Here is a 17,493-nt window from a genome sequence, read left to right as displayed (position 1 = left end):
CTATGGCCCGTTCCCTGAGACTCGGAGTCCTCACCGGTGGCGGAGACTGCCCCGGGCTCAACGCGCTCATCCGTGGCCTCGTCAAGCGGGGCACGCATGAGTTCGGCCATGAGTTCGTGGGCATCGAGAACGGTTACATGGGGCTGGTGGAGCCAGACCTCACGCGTCCCCTCACCGAGGAGGACACGCGGGGAATCCTGCCCAAGGGCGGCACCATCCTCGGCACGTCCAACCGCGCGAACCCCTTCCTCTATGCCTTCCGCGAAGGTGGCCACTGGGTGGAGCGCGACGTGTCCGACGCGGTGCTGCGGCGCTGCGAGGCGCTGAAGCTCGACGGAGTCATCGCCGTGGGCGGTGACGGCACGCTGTCGATTGGCCACCGGCTGAGCGAGAAGGGCCTCAAGGTGGTCGGCTGTCCGAAGACCATCGACAATGACTTGAGCGGGACGGACCAGACGTTCGGCTTCGACACCGCGCGCCTCATCGTCACGGAGGCGTTGGACCGGCTGCACTCCACCGCCGAGTCCCACGACCGGGTGATGCTGGTGGAGATCATGGGGCGCCACGCGGGCTTCCTCACGCTGGAGAGCGGGCTCGCGGGCGGGGCCGACGTCATCCTCATCCCGGAGATTCAGTACCGGGTGGAGGCCATCGTCGAGAAGCTGCGCCGCCGCGCCACCCGCCGCCGCAGCTTCTCCATCATCGCCATCTCCGAGGGCGCGTTCCCCGTGGGCGGCACGCTGGCCGTGCTGGACCGGGCCGAAGACGTCCCCGGGCGAGGCGTGGTGCGACTGGGCGGCTCCGGCAAGGTGTGCGCGGATCTGCTGGCGCAGCACGTCGAGGCGGAGATTCGGGTGAATGTGCTGGGGCATCTCCAGCGAGGAGGAAGTCCGAGCGCGGCGGACCGCGTGCTGGCGACGCGCTATGGTTGTGGGGTGTTGGACCTGGTGCGCGACGAACAGTGGGACCACATGGTGGCCCTGCGCGCCGGGCAGCTCGTCGCGGTACCTCTGAGCGAGTCGCGAAAGGAGCGCCGGGTGGACCCATCCGGCGAACTGGTGCGCTTCGCCAAGAGCATGGGCATCAGCTTCGGGGACTGAGGGAGGGGCAGGCACAACCGCCGCATGTCATGACGCTCGTCGGCCGCCATATCGGTCGTTATCGCATCCTCGAGCAACTCGGCTCGGGGGGCATGAGCGTCGTGTACAAAGGGCTCGACACGGCCCTGGACCGTGAAGTCGCGGTGAAGGTGCTGCACCCGCACCTGGCCGGCAAGGACGAGTCGCGCAGGCGGCTGGCCCGTGAGGCCCGCGCCGTGGCGAAGCTGCACCACCCCAACATCCTGGAGGTGTTCGACTTCTCCGCCGCGGACGCGCAGGACGCGTTCATCGTCACCGAGTACATCCGTGGCCGGACGCTCAAGACCGTCCTGGACGAAGGTCCGCTGGATCCGCCGGAGCTGGCGGCGATGATCATCCACGAGTTGGCGGCGGCGCTCGCGCATGCGCACGAGGCCGGCGTCATCCACCGCGACCTCAAGCCCGAGAACGTCATGGTGCGCGAGGACGGCATCCTCAAGCTCATGGACTTCGGCATCGCCCGGCTGCTCGACATCGAGGAGCGGATGACGGTGACGGGCTCGCTCGTGGGCTCGCCCGCGCACATGTCCCCGGAGATCATCGAGGGCCTGGAAGCGGGCCCCGAGGCGGACGTCTTCAGCGTGGGCATCATGTTCTACGCGGCCATGACGGGGCGGTTGCCCTTCTCCGCGCCCAACACCACGGCCACGCTCAAGCGCATCCTCGACGGTGACTACGAGGATCCGCGCCGCCGTCTCCCCGCCCTGTCGGACGAGCTGGCGGACATTTGCGCGCGCTGCCTCCAGAGAGATCCTCAGCAGCGATATCCGGACGCAAGCAAGCTGCGTGACGCGCTGGCGGACTACCTCGCGGGCCTGGGCTTCTCCCGGGTGGGCGAGGAGCTGGTGTCGTTCTTCGCCGATCCACCGTCGTACCGGAAGCTGGCGCGGCAGCGCATCGTCGCCAGGCTGCTGGAGCGAGGAGAGCGGCTGCTTTCGGAGAAGCGCACGTCGAGGGCGCTCGGCAGTCTCAATCATGTGCTGGCGTTGGACGCGCAGAACGCGCGGGCGCTCGGGTTGCTCAAGGGCATCCAGCGCGCGCAGCGCGTGAAGACCTGGCGGCGGCGCGGCATCCGGCTGGCGGTGGGACTGGTCACCGCCACGGCCGTGAGCCTGGGCGCCTACAAGGCGTACCACGCACGCGCGGATGCGGCGGCCCTCCAGCCGGGCACGGACAGTCCTCCCAAGGGCGGCGAGGGCGTCAACCCGGGCTCCGGCGACACCAGTCATGATGGCGCGAACGGCGGGGTCGGAAACTCCAGCCCCGAGGGAACACTCGGCTCGGGAAACCCGGACACGGACGCGCGCGAGCCCCCCGGCTCCGGCACCGTGGACACGGCTCCCCGACCGAACCTTCGTCCCGCCACGCCGACCGACGGAGCTCGCACGAGGAGCGCCGATCCGTCGCGATTCCCCCCGGGCTACACCCCCGAAGCCACCTCCTCCCGCATGGAGTCCCTCGTCGGCCGTCCCGACACCCGGCAGGCCCCCGCCTCGGGCGGAAGCGCGGCGCGCGCGAGCGCGGTACGTCCCACCGGAGGGGCCCAGGAGGACGCCCGCGCCCTGCCGGGAGGTCCAGGCGAGGACCGCGTCGCCGGCCGGAAATCCGCGTCGAAGAAGATCCTGGTGTCCATCCTCGTGCGGCCCTTCGGGCTCATTCGCGTGGACGATGGCATGCCCAGCGCCCAGGCCCTCCAGAAGCACGACGTGGAGATGGCCCCCGGCCCACACGCCATCACCATCTCCTGCGACTACTGCGAGGACGTGGTGGAGACCATCGACGTGCAGCCCGACGGGGAGAACATCTTCCACCTGCGCGCCCAGCCCAAGTCGGCGCCGCTGTCGCTCGAGTACGAGCCCGCCGAGGCCACCGTGCGAGTGGGCGACCAGGTGCGCACCGCGCGCGACAGCGTCCAGCACCCGTTCGAGATTCGCTCGCCACGCGGGCCCGCGGGCTTCCAGCACACCGTCACGGTGGAGATCTCCCATCCGGGCTTCCAGACGGAGCGACGCGTGGTGCACCTGCGTCCCGGCGAGCCCACCCTTCTGCACGGGAGCCTGCGCCCCGAATGAGTCGAAGGTTCGCGTTCATCTCGCTCTGGCTCGTGCTGTGGACCCCGGCCGGCTCGCTCGCGCAGGAGGCCGGAGACCCGGAGGTCGCCGCCCTGCGCGCCAGCTTCGAATACGGCAAGTACGCCGAGGTCCTGGACCGCGCGGGTGCCCGCATCGACCGTGGCGGGCTCAACGAGGACGAGCTGGTGGAGCTGCACAAGCTGGCCGGACTCGCCGCCTTCAACCTGGGACGCACCGAGGAGGCCTCGCGTCACCTGCGCGCCCTGCTCCGACTGGACCCCGATTTCAGCCTGGACCCGTTCGTCGTCCCGCCCCCGGCGGTGACCTTCCTGGAGAGCATCAAGGACGACATGACCAATGAGCTGGAGTTCCTCCGGCAGGAGCGCCGACTGCGCCAGGAGCGCGAGAAGGCCGAGGCCGAGCGCCGCGAACGTGAGCGCATGGAAGCCGAGGTCCTCCGTCGCCGCGCCGAGGAGCTGGCCAGTCAGGTCAACGTCCGCACGGTGGAGAAGCGCAACTTCCTGGTCAACTTCGTGCCGTTCGGCGCGGGCCAGTTCCAGCAAGGCCGCAACAGCCTGGGCATCGTCTTCGCCGCCACCGAAGGTGTGCTCGCCGTGACGAGCATCATCTCCTACTTCGCCTACGAGTCGCTCTTCGAGGAGCGGCCCCTCGAGCTGGACAACGTGCTCGACGAGGATGGCAAGGCGTCCATCACCATCCGCTACATCCCCACCAACCGCGAGCGTCAGCGGGACACGTGGCAGTTGCTCAAGCTGGCCTCCGCCGCCGGCTTCTACACCATCTATGCGCTGGGCGTGGTGGACGCGCTGTACCACCACGAGGACCAGGTGGTACGCACCTCGGTGGAGACGCGAGATCCGCCCTCTTCCAACGCGCCCCGCTCGGAGTCCTCGGTCTCCCGGCCGCCGCGCGCGACCGCGCCTCGCCCCACCGCACGGCTGGGGCTGTACCCTACTTCCGGCGGACTCGGCGCCGGACTCACCCTCTCCTTCTGAGCCTTTTTCTCCAGGTACGTGAAGCCCTATGGCCAGCCTCACCGTCCGCAGTCCTGATGGCAAGGTCCGCGCGGTCGCCCTGCACAAGCGCATCACCAGCATCGGCCGGAGCCCGGACAACGACATCCCGCTCGAAGACTCCGGCGTGCCCGACAGCGCCCTGCACGTCACGTTCGACGGCAGTCGCTACGAAGTCGGCAGCCTGGGCGCCACCTTCCACGTCAACGGCAAGAAGCGCGACTCACACGCGCTCGCCACCGGCGACGTGGTCCGCGTGGGCGGCACCGATCTGACGTTCGCCCGCGAGGACGCGCCGCGCGCGCCCCCCCCCTCCGCCCTCACGCCTCACCGCGACTCGGTGGCCAGTCCGGAGACCGCGGACTCGCACACCACGGAGCTGCCCGGCGTGCCCGGCCGAGAGCTGGCCATGCTGCGGCGGCTCACCGCGTTCAGCGAACGGCTGCTGGCCCTCTACGACGTGGAGCGCATCCTCGAGAGCCTGATGGACGAGGCCATCGAGGTGACGCGCGCAGACAAGGGCTTCCTCATCCTCATGGAGAGCGGGGATCCGCGCGTGAAGGTCGCGCGCAACGTGGCCCGGGAGAACATCGAGGACGCGGTGGAGAAGCTGTCCGACTCCATCATCGCCAAGGTGGTCAAGGAGCAGCGGCCCCTCATCGTCGCGGACGCGGTGGACGCGCCCGAGTTCAAGGCCAGCGAGTCCGTCGTCAACCTGCGCGTGCACTCCGTCATGTGCGTGCCGCTGATGCACAAGGGGGACCTGTTCGGCGTCATCTACGTGGGCAATGACCGGCTGGTGAACCGGTTCGAGCCCAAGAGCGCGGACATGCTCACCATCTTCGCGGCCCAGGCGTCGCTCGTCCTGCAGAACGCGATGCTGGTCAACGACCTCAAGCTCGACGTCACGGAGCTGCGCCGGAAGCTGGAGGACCAGCGCTATGGCGACATCGTCGGGGCCTGTCAGGGCATGCGCGACGTGTACAAGCGCATCGACAAGATTGCCCCCACGGACATCTCCGTGCTCATCACCGGCGAGACGGGCACCGGCAAGGAATTGATCGCCCGGGAGATCCACCGCCGCTCGCCCCGCGTGAAGGGCCCCTTCATCACCATCAACTGCGGCGCGATTCCGGAGAACCTGCTGGAGAGCGAGCTGTTCGGCCACGTGAAGGGCGCCTTCACCGGCGCGGTGGCCACCAAGGCGGGCAAGTTCCAGGCGGCCATCAGCGGCACCCTCTTCCTGGACGAGATTGGCGAGATGCCGCTCCAGCTCCAGGTGAAGCTGCTGCGCGCGCTCCAGGAGAAGATCGTCTACAAGGTGGGCGACAACCGCGGCGAGCCGGTGGACATCCGCGTCGTCGCCGCCACCAACAAGGTGCTCGAGGACGAGGTGAAGCGGAACACCTTCCGTGAGGACCTCTACTACCGGCTCAACGTCGTCACCCTGAAGCTGCCGCCCCTGCGCGAGCGCGGCGAGGACGTCGTCGTGCTGGGCAAGTTCTTCCTCCACAAGTACTCGCGCGAATTCAACTCCCGGGCCAAGGGCTTCACCCCGTCCGCCGCCGTGTCCATGAAGAAGTACGGCTGGCCTGGCAACATCCGCGAGTTGGAGAACCGCATCAAGAAGGCGGTGGTGCTGTCCGACAAGCCGCTGCTGGGCCCCGACGACCTGGACCTCAAGCCGGAGAACCTGGAGCCCATCATGCCGCTGCTCCAGGCCAAGGAAGAATTCCAGAAGCGTTACATCAACGAAGTGTTGGCGCGGAACAACGGCAACCGGACGAAGACGGCCAAGGACCTGGGCGTGGACCCTCGCACCATCTTCCGCCACCTGGAGAAGCTGGAAGCGGAGAAGACCGGGCGGCCCCTGCCCCCCGAGGAGGGCGAGGAGCTGCTCTGAAGCGGCCCCAGTCGCACTGGTGATGGACTCGACGACGCGGCGAGAAGTCTGGGACAGGCGCTCCGGCCAGGGCTGGGCGACGTGCGTGCTGGCCGCGAGTCTGGGCCTGCTCGTCGGCTGCCTGTTGCCCCAGGACGACACCCTGCTCGACGAGCCTCCGCGCTTCATGAACCGCTCGCCGCGCATCATCGAGTCGCTGGTGTTGCCGCAGGAGCACATCATCCAGGACTTCGGCGGGAGCCGGTGCGAGCTGACGTTCGAGGTCGCCGTCGAGGACCCGGACGTGGATGACCGCATCAAGGTGCACTGGTTCATCGACTACAGCCCGCAGGACCCGCGCGGGCCGTACCGGGAAATCGCCCTGACGAACAACGGCGAGGCCCGCCGTCCGGACCGGGGCACGCTGCGCATCAACCTGGCCTCGGCGAACGCGGAGCTGAGCACGCCGGGCCAGCACCTGGTGGAGGCGCTGGTGAGCGACGCGGAGCTCACGGACCGCGAGCCCGAATCGCAGGTGGTGAACCTGCCCGACGGAGGCTCCATCATCGACCCGGGGTTCGTCATCAGCTACTCCTGGGTGGTGAACACGGTGCAGGGGGACTGCCGATGAAGGGGGGCCCCGCGCGGCTCCTCCTCGCGCTGACGCTGCTCTGGGGCACCGGCTGTGCCCTGCTTGAAGAGGAGCCGGAGGATTCCCTGCTCGTCTGCCGCTCGGACGCGGACTGCGCCTCCAACGAGGTGTGCTTCGTGGACGGCTGCGGCGACCCGGGCCAGGACATCGTCGTGGAGGTGACGCCCAACCCCGCTCTCGGCCTGTACGCGCAGGACTTCCCGGTGGGTCGCCTGCGGGCCGAGCAGAACCTGGAGCTGTTCGACAAGGCCTCGCTGCGCGGGACGACGCTGCGCTCGACGGTGCCACCCGCGTCGTCGACCACCACCTCCCGTCCCTACTCCGAGCCGCTCGTGGTGCGCGCCGTCGGCACGAGCGCCCTCATCCCCGGGGTGGCCCGCTACCACGAGGCGACGCTGGTGCCGGACAACGGGCAGTGGACCCTGCCGGTGGCCAGCGGACAGTACGCGGTGACGGTGCTCGCCGAGGACCTCCTGGTGCCGCCCATGACGAACCTGGGCACCGTGTTCCCAGGCGAGGCGCTCGCGCTGGAGTGGCTGCTGCCCGCCGCCGACGCCGTGGTGCCCGTGCAAGGGCAGTTGACCGGACACGGGGGCGCGCCGCTGGACGCGGACCTCTCGGTGGAGGCCCTGGACGCCGAGCTGAAGTCAATCTCCCAGCGCGTTCCCGTCAATCGCGGCACGGGCGCCTTCGCGCTGGCGCTGCCGCCTGTGGCCGCGAGTGCCTCCACGGTGCTGCTGCGCGTGACGGCACGGGACGCGGGCGCGCTCCTGCCCCAGCAGACCTTCACGGTGGACCCGAGCGTCCCCTTGCCCGGCCCGCTGGAACTGGGTGACTTCGGCGCCCCGGTGCGGGTGTCGGGACGCGTGGTGGCCCTGGACGGCCGGCCTGTCGTCGCCGCCACGGTGTCGATCCAGGGGCGCGTGGGAGGAGGCGGGAGCTTCCAGAGCGCCGTGGCGACGACGGACGAGGAAGGCCGCTTCGAGCTGCGCTCCCTGCCCAGCGCCACCGAGTCCCCGCTGGAGCTGGTGGTGGTGCCTCCCGCCGGCTCCACCTCGGGGCTCACCACCTCCGCGGCCGTGGTGCCTCGCGAGGACACGGTGTTGCCGGACGTGGTGTGCGTCAACCGCCGCGTGGCGCGCGGCCGGCTCCTGCAGCCCGACAACGTCTCCCCCGCCGCGGGCGTGCGGCTGGTGGTGGAGCCCGTGGACGTCGTCCCCGGCCGGCTGCTTCCGCCCAACCTCGCCTCGGAGACCCTCACGGACGCCAACGGCGAATACGTGCTGCGGTTGGACCCCGCCCTCTACCGGCTGGACGTCGTGCCGGGTGAGAACCTGCCCCGCGTCAGCCGCTTCGTCTCGGTGCTGCCCGCCAATGACGGCTCCGAGCAGGCCGTGACGGCCTTCGCCCTCCAGCGGGGCCGCACCTTGCGCGGCCGGGTGCTGTCGTCGACGCGAGAGCCGGGCGTGCCTCCGGGCCTGCCCTTCACGTCCATCCGCTTCTATCGGGTAGTGAACGTGGAGGGGCGCCCCTCCTCCGTGCTGCTGGCCCAGTCCGTGACGGACACGCTGGGCCGCTACACCGCGCTGCTGCCGGTGCGCTGACTCACGGCCGGGGGGACGTGGCGGCCGGACTGGCGCTGGCGGCCTGGAAGGCGGCGTGGAACGAGTCCACCGTGCCGCCCACCTCGTCCGCGTACTGCACCGCGTGCGTGGTGTAGAGGTCCAGCACCACCTCCAGGCGGCGGTACACGGTGCGCAGCGGCGCGCGCTCGCGGGCCTTCAAATCGCACTGGGACTCCCGCTCGCGCATCCGCGCCAGCCACGAGGTCCGGAAGCGCATCCATTCCTGGTCCGTGTCTCGCGCGGGCGACACGCGCACCAGCTTCTCGCGCCCCGCCTCCAGCTCGTCCCACAGGGCCCGGGCACCCGCCAGACACTCCTGGAAGCTGAGCGTCGTGGCCGCGGGTGGCAACTCCTCTGGCGTCATGGCCGCCACCGAGCGGCTCACGTTCCAGATGATCCACAGCGAGAAGAGCGTGGTGAGCGCGATGTAGACCCCATACGCGGCACCACGGTAGCGGCGGAAGCGAGGATCTTTCCGAGGGTCGGGAGCGGACACGGGGTCCAGGTCTTATGACTGTGGACCCCGCGTGGCAACGCTTCCGTGTCACCCCACCCGACAGGCGGGCGGGGTGCGTCCAGGGACTACTGGCCCGCGGGGCTCGCCACCTGCTGGGTGGGGGCCGCGGCGGGGGCGGCGGCGGGCGCGGGACCCGCAGCCTCCGTGTTGCCGTTCATGGCGCGCTTCACCATGGCGATGCGGCTGCGGAACTGCATCTGGTACTGGCTGTTGAGGTAGGCACCGGCCGCGTCACGCGCCGTCTCCAGCGCCTTCTCCATCTGCCCGACCTCCTGGTACGACTGGGCCAGCAGCAGCATGGCGTAGTCGCGCGTCTTGGAGTTGCGGTCTCCCTCCACGAAGCGGGCCAGCAGGGGCACGGCCTTGTCGTGCTTGCGCAGCTGGTTGTACGCGGTGCCCAGGAAGAAGGACGCGTCCAGCGACTGCTCCTGCGGCGGGTTCATGGCCAGGAAGCGCTCCATCTCCGAGACGACCTGGTCCATCTCGTTCTTGCGGAAGGCGATCTTGCCGCGCTCGAAGGCGGCATCACCCGTCTCGCGGCGCAGCGACGTGGCGCGGTCATTGAGGGCCTGGCGCTCCAGCGAGCTGAGGCGCTGGGTGTCCAGCTTCATCAGCGCGTCGATGCCCTTGAGCCGCTCGTCGCCGGGCAGCGAGGTCATCATCTTGTAGACCTCGGCGGCGCCGCGCTGGGCCGTCTGGTGCGCGGAGGTGTCCGAGCGCTGCTTCTCCAGCTGGCCCGTCAGGTCCGCCACCATCTTCTCCAGGCGCTCCCGCTCGTTGGTGGCGCTGGAGCTGCGCGCGCTGGTGATCATCACCGCCGCGCCCACCGCGATGACCGCGAACAGCACGTAGGCCGCCGCGGACGAAATCCACTGCCGCTTCTGGAAGTCCTCGTGACGCTTGCCGACCGCCTTCACCTCCGCGTGGAGGTTCTTCAGCAGGTTGTCACTTTTGATGACGAGGTTACGGGCCTCGACGACTTCGCGGCGGAGGTCCGCCAATTCCTTATCAATCTCGGTCTTCGCCTGCTCTGGCATGGACATCTTCCTGGGCCCGGTAACGATCTCGGCCGATTCACGCATCGTAAGGAGTTCTCCCGGTCATACGGCGACAATTTCCGCACCGGAACAACACGGAGGCTTTGTCACATTTCCGGGAGCAAACAACCTTCCAATGTCCACGCCTGCTCGCTCTGCGAGCTACAAACCAGAGCCTGGGAGACCTCGTGATGGCTCGGGCGGAAAAGTGTACGTCACGCCCAGCGACAGCCAGCTCCCTCCCAGACTGAACGAGCCAATCTTCGCGTCCTCGGGGCCCACGGGTCCGCGCAGGAACATGAAGCGGTACTCACCGGTGATGCCCCAGCGAGAGGACAAGCGCCATGTCGCTCCCAGCGAACCCGCCCAGGCCTGCGTCGTTCTCTCCCGCACGGCCTCTCCGTCGCGCTCCGAGCTGATGAGCGTGGGACCGGTCAAGAAGCCCAGGAAGGGGACCAGCCCATAGGGGCCGACCTCGGGGAGCAGCTTCTGGAAGCGCAGGCCCAGCATCGCGCCGTAGGCCAGGGTGTCGATGCCCCGCTCGGTGGGAGGCAGGCCTTCCACGCCCGGTTCCGTGACGTAGAGCCGGGAGCCGGTCCCGAACAGGTCGATGCCCAGCTCCACGAGGTCCGACAGCGAATAGGCGAAGGAGGCCACACCGAACGGCCCCCCTCCGGTCTTCCGCGCGCGCGCCAGGTCGCCGTTGCCCGTCCGGCCGTACCAGCCCTTGTAGAACGTCTCGTTGGAGGTGGAACGCCAGCCACCCTGCACGGTGATGCGTCCCACGCCGTCCATCGAGGTGGGCCCATCGTCCTCCTCGTCCTGGGCGAAAGCGGGAGCGGCGAACAACAGGGCGAGCAGAAGCGGAAGTCGACGGAGCATCGAAGCAGGGACTCGGGGGCGAAGGTCAGGAGCGCTTGGGGCGCACGGCGATTTCGAGGAACGTCGTCCGTTGGCGGCGCAGCGAGGCGACCAGACAGCGGACGACACACAGGGCTCCGAACTCACGGAGCACCACGCCCAGGTTCGACACCACGTCCCGCAGGGTGATGACACCGCGCATGTGGCCGCTCCCATCGTGGTTGTTGCCGTGAGGGATGCTCTTCCCGGCCGTCCGTGCCCGGTCCGCCCCGTGCTACAGGCGTGTGGCCCACCGTAGCAGCGGCCTCCCACGGGTCAATTTTCCGGCCGTGCAAGGGCGCGGAGGGACTGGGATTCTGGCTTCAGCGGGCGCGGCGCTCCAGCTCCAGCAGGGGCATCTCCAGCACCACCACCGTGCCGTGGATGCAGGGGGGATGGAAGTCGGCCCGGTCCAGTTCGCCCAGGAGCGCGCGAAGCTGCGCGTCCGTGAGCGGCACGGAGCCCGCCTTGCGCGCGGCATGACACGCCATCACCCGCACGGCCTCGGCCAGCGTGACGGAGTCCAGCGCGGCGCCCTTGGGCGGCAACGCGCGCGCGAGCGCCTCCAGCAACGAGCGAGCATCCGCCCCCTCCAACCCCGGAGGCACCGTCTTCAGCGCCACCATCGTGCCGCCGAAGGGCTCCACGTCGACGCCCAGGCGCGACAGGGCCTCGCGCCCCTCGACGAGCGCCTTGGCGACCTGCACGGGAAACTCCAGCGTGGTGCCGAACAGCGAGGGCGCGGGAGGGCCCTTCGCATCGTCCAGCGCGCGCAGGTAGGTCGTCAGCCGGGTCCGCTCCAGCGCCGCATGAGGGTCCAACACCACCAGCGTGCCGCCGGGTCCTTCGCAGAGGTGGAAGCGACCTCCGAGCAGGCCCATGGGTCGCAGCGCGACGAAGTAGCCCGGCGGAGGGGCCTCATTGAGCTGGGGTTGGGCCTCGCCGAACGCGGGCGGGCGCCCCACCGCGCCGAAGGGCAGCGACGAGGGAATCCCGACCATGGGCCCGGGCGCTCCGGACAGGGCGTGCGACGGAGCGCCCCCCGATGCTGCGTCCAGCGTGGTGGGCAGCGGCGCGCCCCAGGAGGCCTCCTGAGCGCGAGTGAGGAAGCGCTCCACGGCGAGCGCATAGTGCGCGGCATCGCGCGGCTGATTCCCGCCGGGGCCATTGGGGTCGGCGCCCGCGCCCAGCCATGGGGCCGCGCGCAGCATCCGGTTGAGCGCGGCGCTGATGGCCTCCTGGACGCCTCGGGCATCGGAGAAGCGGACCTCCAGCTTCTGGGGGTGCACGTTGACGTCCACCGCGATGGGGTCCACGTCGATGTGCAGGACGACGACGGGCTGCCGGCCCGCGGCGAGGAAGTCCTGGTAGGCGCGCTGGATGGTGCCGATGAGGCCCCTGTCGCGGACGTAGCGGCGGTTGACGAACGTGTAGAGCCCGCGCGCGTTGGGGAAGGTGAACTCGGGCGAGGCCGCGTAGCCGGTGACGCTGACACCCAGGCGCCGCTCCTCCACGGGGAACAGGTGCGGGTGGGCCGCGGGGCCCAGCGCGGCGGCGATGCGCTCGCGGGGGTCCTCCGGGCAGGCCGCGCTGGAGAAGAGCTCGTTGCCCTCGTGGGTGGCGAAGAAGCCCACCTCCGGGTTCGCGAGCGCCAGGCGGACGACGGCCTCTTCGGCGTGCTTGAGCTCGGTGTCGCCCCGGCGCAGGAACTTGCGGCGCGCGGGCACGTTGAAGAAGAGGTCCTCCACGGTGATGACGGTGCCCGTGCGCGGAGGGGCATCCTCGATGAGCGGGTCCACCCCACCCTCCAGCGTCACCCGGGTGCCCACGTCCGCGCCCACCTCGGCGGTGTGGAGGGAGAAGCGGGAGACGGAGGCGATGGCGGGCACGGCCTCGCCCCGGAACCCCATGGAGTCGATGTGGAACAGGTCGTCCAGCTCGCGCAGCTTGCTGGTGGCGTGACGCTCCAGACACAGCGTGGCGTCGTGCCGCCCCATGCCGTGCCCGTCGTCCGAGATGATGATGCGGTCCACGCCCCCGCCGGCCAGGTCGACGCGGATGGTGCTCGAGCCCGCGTCGAGGGAGTTCTCCACCAGCTCCTTCACGACGGACGCGGGGCGCTCCACCACCTCGCCGGCGGCGATCTTGTTGATGAGGACGTCACTGAGACGTGCGATGCGAGCCATGGCAATCATCCACCCTCCGCCACGGAACGAACGTTGTCCAGCGAGACGAGATGGGTGCAGGCTGACATTCAGGACCGGCTGGGCTAACAGGAGAGCCCGCGTATGGACGTGTCACGACCAGGCAAGGGGCGGTTGCGCGTCGCGGTGACCGGAGCCAGCGGCGAGTACGGGAAGCTATTGCTGCCCCGGCTCGAGCGGGATCCCGACGTGGAGAGCATCCTCGTTCTGGACGTCGCCCGTCCGGAGGGGGCCAAGGTGGAGTTCCACCAGGTGGACCTCACCCGGCATGACGCCGAAAGCGAGCTCACCGACGCGCTGGCCGAGCGCCCCGTGGACGCGCTCTACCACCTGGCGTTCCTCTTCGGACCCATCCGCAACGGCTCCCTGGCGCACGAGCTGGAGGTCATCGGCACGATGAACGTGCTGACCGCGGCGGGCCGGGCGCGCCTGCCGAGGCTGGTGGTGCCCTCGATGACGGCCGTCTATGGGGCGCGGGGGAACAACCCCGCGTTGCTGCGAGAGGAGTCGCCGCTGCAGGGCTGTCCTCACAGCCGCTTCGTCACCGACAAGGTGGAGGTGGAGGGGCAGGTCCGTGCCTTCCGCGAGCGGCATCCGGAGATGCGCGTGCTCGTGCTGCGCTTCGCGCCGGTGCTGGGGCCGACCATCGAGAATCCCGTGACGCGGCTGCTGACACGCACGTCCGTGGTCCCCACGCTGCTCGGGTTCGACCCGCTGTGGCAGGGACTGCACGAGGAGGACGCGGGGCGGGCGCTTCATCTGTCGCTGCGGGCGGACGTATCCGGCGAGTTCAACATCGTCGGACGGGGTGTGCTGCCACTGTCCGGCCTCATCCGGCAGGCGGGTGCTCGCCCGCTCCCCCTCCCAGGGCCTTTGTTCCGTGGCGCACTCCACGCGCTGGATGTGGTGGGAGCGGACACGTTGCCCGTAGCCCTTCTCGACTACATCCATTACTCGTGGGTGGCGGACGGCGCGCGCGCCGAGACCGCCCTCGGATTCATCCCCTTCCACCACGTCAGGGACGCCGCCGCGGCGCTCAAGAGGAGCTAGAGATGGCCAAGGGTGTCCTCGGGAACGATCCCTTCCAGCGCGGAGCCGCCACCCGCGATGGCGCGCCCGCGAAGCCCGGCCCCCATGCGAAGCAGGAGCGCTCGCCCTCCGAGCGCGGGACCTCCGACGACAAGAAGAAGGCCGCGAACACCCGCGCGTCGTCGGGCCCGAGCGCGGCCCACGCCAGGAATGATGGCACCCTGGACAAGGGCCGAGCGAAGAAGCCCTCCAGCGCGAAGCCCGCACCCGCGAAGTCCACGGGCGGGGCGAAGGGCTCCACCACGGCGGCGGCCCGGAGCGCGGGCGAGGCCAGGGCACATTCCGGAGGCGGTGCATCCGCTTCGCGAACCGGAGTGGGAACGAAACAGCCACAGGGCACGGCGTCGCGAGGCACGGCCGGCTCGAAGGTCGGCGACGAGGCGAAGCTCAAGGCGAACGCCACGCCGCCCGACGCGAAGGTGAAGCACGCATCCAACGCCAACGCGAAAGCACCCTCTCGCACGAATGGCGCCAAGGGCCCGAAGGATGGCGCGAGTGCGGCAGCCCGTCAGCCCTCCGAGGCGGGCGCTTCGCAGCGCGCATCGGGCGCTGGCCACCAGGCCCCAGCATCGGCATCGCGCGGTGCACGGGCGCGGCAAGGCGACGAGTCCGCGGCTTCGGTGTCGGAAGAGAACCGCGACACCCTCGGCCAGGACGTCGCCGCGACGCGACCCGCCGACACGTCCGCAGTGCCTTCGGCTGAGGTCGAGCCCCTGCGTGAACCCGCGGCTCCGGTGACGCCGCGCGAGCCGCCGCCCGCGCGCGCTCCAGCCCTGGATGACGCCAACGCGGCGAGAACACCCCATCAGCGGGAGGTGGACCACGCGCTCGCGGAAGCCCTGGCCGCCGAGGTGGCCGAAGTCACCGCGAAGCACGCCGTGGACGTGGCAATGAACCGGCGGGACGGCTCCAAGGAGCCCGTGGACAGGCTCCTCGCCACGGAGATGGCGACCGAGCTGGCCGAAGCCGCGGTCGAGGAGGTCCTGGACCACAGCCCCTCGACCCGCCGCCCGGAACGCGAGCGCGAGCTCGCCGCCACCGTCGCCGCGCAGGTGGCCGAGAGCGCCGCCGAGCTCGCCGTCGCGGAGGTGATGGATCGCCGCGCCCCCTTCACGCACTCCAGGGACACGCTCGAGGAGCGCGCCGCGAACAACACCGCGAACGAACCCGACGCGGACCAGGGTTCCCGTCTCGAGCCGCACGAGGACCTGGCGGGCGCGGTGCTGGAGCTCTCCGACCTCGACGAAACCCCGGACGACGCCGATGACGTGTGGGAGCTGTCCTCCCCGCCCCTCTCGACAACCCGCTCCTCGCTGGAGCCGGAGGTGGAAATGCCAGACGCGACGCGCGACGAGTTCCCCCCAGGCCGTCGAGGCCCCTTGTCCCTGGTGCCCGCCTCCGCCGCGGAGGATGCGGCGCGCGCGGCGCAGGCTCCGGATGGCTCGCGGGAATCCGACGCCCCTCGTCCCCTCGCGCAGCGCGCCACCGGCATGCTGTCGCTGGCGCGTGAAATCGCCGGACAGGCGCTGGCCAGCGAGGGACTGGGACGTGCCTGGGGCGCGATGAACGGCATGCTGGACGCCGTCCGCGCGGGCCTGGGCACGGGCGGAGGCGCCCACCTGGACGAGTACGGCAAGGACCCGTCACTGGTGCAGCGGCTGGAGCCCGTGCTGGAGTTCCTCTATGGCCAGTACTGGCGCGTCGCCGCGCAGGGCACGGACCACATCCCCAAGGGCGCGGCCATCCTGGTGGCGAACCACTCGGGCGCCCTGCCTTATGACGGCCTGGTGATGTCGCTCACCCTGGCTCGCGAGCGCCCCGACCTGCGCGAATCACGCTGGCTGGTGGAGGATCAGATCTTCCACGCGCCCGTGCTGGGCACCCTCTTCAATCGCCTGGGCGCCGTGCGGGCATGCCCGGAGAACGCGCTGCGGCTGCTCGACGAGCAGCGCCCACTGGTCGTCTTCCCGGAGGGCTACCAGGGTCTCAGCAAGCCCTTCGCGGAGCGCTACCGGCTCAAGCGTTTCGGGCGAGGTGGCTTCGTGAAGCTCGCCCTTCGCACGGGAGCGCCCATCGTCCCGGTGGCCATCGTCGGCGCGGAGGAGACCTCCCCCCTGCTGGGACGCATTCCCGCGAGCTTCTTCGGGTTGCCCTACGTGCCCCTCACGCCGCTGGGCCCGCTGCCCGCCAAGTGGAGCATCCGCTTCGGCGAACCCATCGCCATGGACGGCCTGCCCCCTGAAGCCGCGGAGGATCTGGGCGAAGTGGGGCGACTCACCGAGCGCACGCGCGAGGCCATCCAGTCGATGATCCACACGCTGCTGCGGGAGCGGCGCTCCATCTTCGCCGGCTGAAACAGACGCCCCGAGGGGCGCACGCCGCTTCAGGCGATGACGCGGTTGCGCCCACCCGTCTTCGCCTCGAAGAGCTTCTCGTCCGCCGCGCGCACCAGGTCTCCAGGCTCGCGGTGGCGGGGATCCAACACGGCCACGCCCAGGGAGATGGTGACGGGGATGGGCTGGCGATCAAACTCGAAGCGCTGCTTCTCCACCAACCGCCGGACCTTCTCGGAGAGCTGTCGCGCGCCGACCAGCGCCACTTCCGGCAACAGGATGGCGAACTCCTCGCCGCCATAGCGCGCGAAGACATCCTCTCGCCGGATGCGCGTGCGCACCGTGGACGCCAGCTGCTTGAGCACCGAGTCTCCCGCCAGGTGCCCGAACTTGTCGTTCACCTTCTTGAAGTGGTCGATGTCCACCAGCACCAGCGACAGCACGCGCTCATAACGGCGGCTGCGGGAGATCTCCCGGTCCAGCTGCTCGTCGAAGTAGCGGCGGTTGTAGATCTGCGTCAGGCCGTCCATCGTGGTCAGCCGGTAGATCTCATCGTGGTAGGCGGCCTCGATGTTGCCGCCCGCGATGTACTTGAAGATGGTGCGGCCAATCTTCACCAGGTCGCCGTTGCGCAGCTCGCGATCACCCTCCACCACCTCGTCGTTGATGAACGTGCCGTTGGTGGAGCCCGCGTCGCGAATCTTCACGCCCTCGCGGGTATTCGCGATGGCCGCGTGGTTGCGGCTCACCGACTCCTGGTCGATCTGGATGTCGCACTTCGACGAGCGCCCGATCAGCGTCTCCTCGCGCGTCAAATCGAACTTCCGACCCAGGTCCAATCCGTAGATCACCACCAGCGCCGCGTCGAGGTTGACCGGCCGGTCGGAGATCTTCGAGATGACCGTGACGACCGTCTCCTTCTGCACCGCTCCTCCAGCGAACGACCCACGAGACGCTACCACCCTGCAAATCCAGAAAGCGAATCACAAGGCGAGACGCCAGGTAGGGA

The 17,493-nt window shown here is 69.9% G+C and carries 14 protein-coding genes; 8 read left to right on the top strand and 6 right to left on the bottom strand.

From position 1 onward, the window contains the following. The first annotated feature begins 2 nt into the window (after positions 1-2). From HUA78_RS22010 to HUA78_RS21985, 6 genes are read left to right on the top strand one after another with little or no spacing between them, the layout of a single operon-like run. On the top strand, positions 3-1,100 hold the full coding sequence (locus tag HUA78_RS22010; RefSeq protein WP_174456593.1) for a 6-phosphofructokinase: 1,098 nt from the start codon (positions 3-5) through the stop codon (positions 1,098-1,100). 29 nt (positions 1,101-1,129) lie between these two features. After that, positions 1,130-3,211 (top strand): serine/threonine-protein kinase, encoded by a 2,082-nt coding sequence (locus tag HUA78_RS22005; protein WP_174463651.1) that lies wholly within the window; start codon positions 1,130-1,132, stop codon positions 3,209-3,211. After that, on the top strand, positions 3,208-4,227 hold the full coding sequence (locus HUA78_RS22000) for a hypothetical protein (protein ID WP_141647956.1): 1,020 nt from the start codon (positions 3,208-3,210) through the stop codon (positions 4,225-4,227). Before HUA78_RS22005 ends, HUA78_RS22000 begins: the two co-directional genes overlap by 4 nt. A 28-nt stretch (positions 4,228-4,255) precedes the next feature. Then, on the top strand, positions 4,256-6,148 hold the full coding sequence (locus HUA78_RS21995; RefSeq protein ID WP_174477076.1) for a sigma 54-interacting transcriptional regulator: 1,893 nt from the start codon (positions 4,256-4,258) through the stop codon (positions 6,146-6,148). Positions 6,149-6,167: 19 nt separating this feature from the next. Further along, a complete protein-coding gene (locus HUA78_RS21990) occupies positions 6,168-6,758 on the top strand; it encodes a hypothetical protein (protein WP_141647954.1) in 591 nt (196 codons plus the stop codon). Then, positions 6,755-8,383 carry a carboxypeptidase-like regulatory domain-containing protein gene (locus tag HUA78_RS21985; protein WP_174477075.1) on the top strand — a complete coding sequence of 543 codons (1,629 nt, stop codon included), beginning with the start codon at positions 6,755-6,757 and terminating at the stop codon, positions 8,381-8,383. Before HUA78_RS21990 ends, HUA78_RS21985 begins: the two co-directional genes overlap by 4 nt. A gap of 1 nt (position 8,384) precedes the next feature. On the opposite strand, the gene HUA78_RS21980 is transcribed toward HUA78_RS21985, so the two are convergent. From HUA78_RS21980 to mutL, 5 genes are all read right to left on the bottom strand, one after another. Then, positions 8,385-8,900, bottom strand: a complete 516-nt coding sequence (locus HUA78_RS21980; protein WP_174456598.1) for a hypothetical protein — start codon at positions 8,898-8,900, stop codon at positions 8,385-8,387. 86 nt (positions 8,901-8,986) lie between these two features. Beyond that, positions 8,987-10,003: a tol-pal system YbgF family protein gene (locus HUA78_RS21975; protein ID WP_174456599.1), complete on the bottom strand. Its 1,017-nt coding sequence runs from the start codon at positions 10,001-10,003 to the stop codon at positions 8,987-8,989. A gap of 117 nt (positions 10,004-10,120) precedes the next feature. Further along, the gene (locus HUA78_RS21970; RefSeq protein WP_174456600.1) at positions 10,121-10,840 is read right to left on the bottom strand and encodes an outer membrane beta-barrel protein; all 720 of its coding nucleotides are present in this window, start codon (positions 10,838-10,840) and stop codon (positions 10,121-10,123) included. A gap of 25 nt (positions 10,841-10,865) precedes the next feature. Beyond that, entirely contained in the window at positions 10,866-11,021 is a 156-nt protein-coding gene (locus HUA78_RS21965) for a hypothetical protein (protein WP_174456601.1), read from the bottom strand. Between the two features lie 160 nt (positions 11,022-11,181). Next, positions 11,182-13,044: a DNA mismatch repair endonuclease MutL gene (gene mutL, locus HUA78_RS21960; protein ID WP_174477074.1), complete on the bottom strand. Its 1,863-nt coding sequence runs from the start codon at positions 13,042-13,044 to the stop codon at positions 11,182-11,184. A 102-nt stretch (positions 13,045-13,146) separates the two neighbouring features. Here mutL and HUA78_RS21955 point away from each other — a divergent pair, with 102 nt between their 5' ends. Further along, complete coding sequence (locus HUA78_RS21955; protein ID WP_141647948.1) at positions 13,147-14,112, top strand: SDR family oxidoreductase; 966 nt, start codon at positions 13,147-13,149, stop codon at positions 14,110-14,112. A 2-nt stretch (positions 14,113-14,114) separates the two neighbouring features. Next, the gene (locus HUA78_RS21950) at positions 14,115-16,505 is read left to right on the top strand and encodes a 1-acyl-sn-glycerol-3-phosphate acyltransferase (protein WP_174477073.1); all 2,391 of its coding nucleotides are present in this window, start codon (positions 14,115-14,117) and stop codon (positions 16,503-16,505) included. A gap of 29 nt (positions 16,506-16,534) precedes the next feature. Here the strand turns inward: HUA78_RS21950 and HUA78_RS21945 are convergent, their stop codons facing one another. Further along, positions 16,535-17,410: a GGDEF domain-containing protein gene (locus HUA78_RS21945; protein ID WP_141647946.1), complete on the bottom strand. Its 876-nt coding sequence runs from the start codon at positions 17,408-17,410 to the stop codon at positions 16,535-16,537. Between the last annotated feature and the right edge of the window lie 83 nt (positions 17,411-17,493).

The organism is Myxococcus sp. CA033 (assembly GCF_013336625.1).
GTDB lineage: Bacteria > Myxococcota > Myxococcia > Myxococcales > Myxococcaceae > Myxococcus > Myxococcus llanfairpwllgwyngyllgogerychwyrndrobwllllantysiliogogogochensis.
Note: the sequence above shows the minus strand (reverse complement) of the source record. Positions and strands in the feature narration are given on the sequence as shown.

Bases quoted from the DNA above. Each gene is read 5' to 3' on its own strand.
- HUA78_RS22010 (WP_174456593.1), top strand. From the start codon at position 3: ATGGCCCGTTCCCTGAGACTCGGAGTCCTCACCGGTGGCGGAGACTGC.
- HUA78_RS22005 (WP_174463651.1), top strand. From the start codon at position 1,130: ATGACGCTCGTCGGCCGCCATATCGGTCGTTATCGCATCCTCGAGCAA.
- HUA78_RS22000 (WP_141647956.1), top strand. From the start codon at position 3,208: ATGAGTCGAAGGTTCGCGTTCATCTCGCTCTGGCTCGTGCTGTGGACC.
- HUA78_RS21995 (WP_174477076.1), top strand. From the start codon at position 4,256: ATGGCCAGCCTCACCGTCCGCAGTCCTGATGGCAAGGTCCGCGCGGTC.
- HUA78_RS21985 (WP_174477075.1), top strand. From the start codon at position 6,755: ATGAAGGGGGGCCCCGCGCGGCTCCTCCTCGCGCTGACGCTGCTCTGG.
- HUA78_RS21975 (WP_174456599.1), bottom strand. From the start codon at position 10,003: ATGCGTGAATCGGCCGAGATCGTTACCGGGCCCAGGAAGATGTCCATG.
- HUA78_RS21970 (WP_174456600.1), bottom strand. From the start codon at position 10,840: ATGCTCCGTCGACTTCCGCTTCTGCTCGCCCTGTTGTTCGCCGCTCCC.
- HUA78_RS21965 (WP_174456601.1), bottom strand. From the start codon at position 11,021: ATGCGCGGTGTCATCACCCTGCGGGACGTGGTGTCGAACCTGGGCGTG.
- mutL (WP_174477074.1), bottom strand. From the start codon at position 13,044: ATGGCTCGCATCGCACGTCTCAGTGACGTCCTCATCAACAAGATCGCC.
- HUA78_RS21955 (WP_141647948.1), top strand. From the start codon at position 13,147: ATGGACGTGTCACGACCAGGCAAGGGGCGGTTGCGCGTCGCGGTGACC.
- HUA78_RS21950 (WP_174477073.1), top strand. From the start codon at position 14,115: ATGGCCAAGGGTGTCCTCGGGAACGATCCCTTCCAGCGCGGAGCCGCC.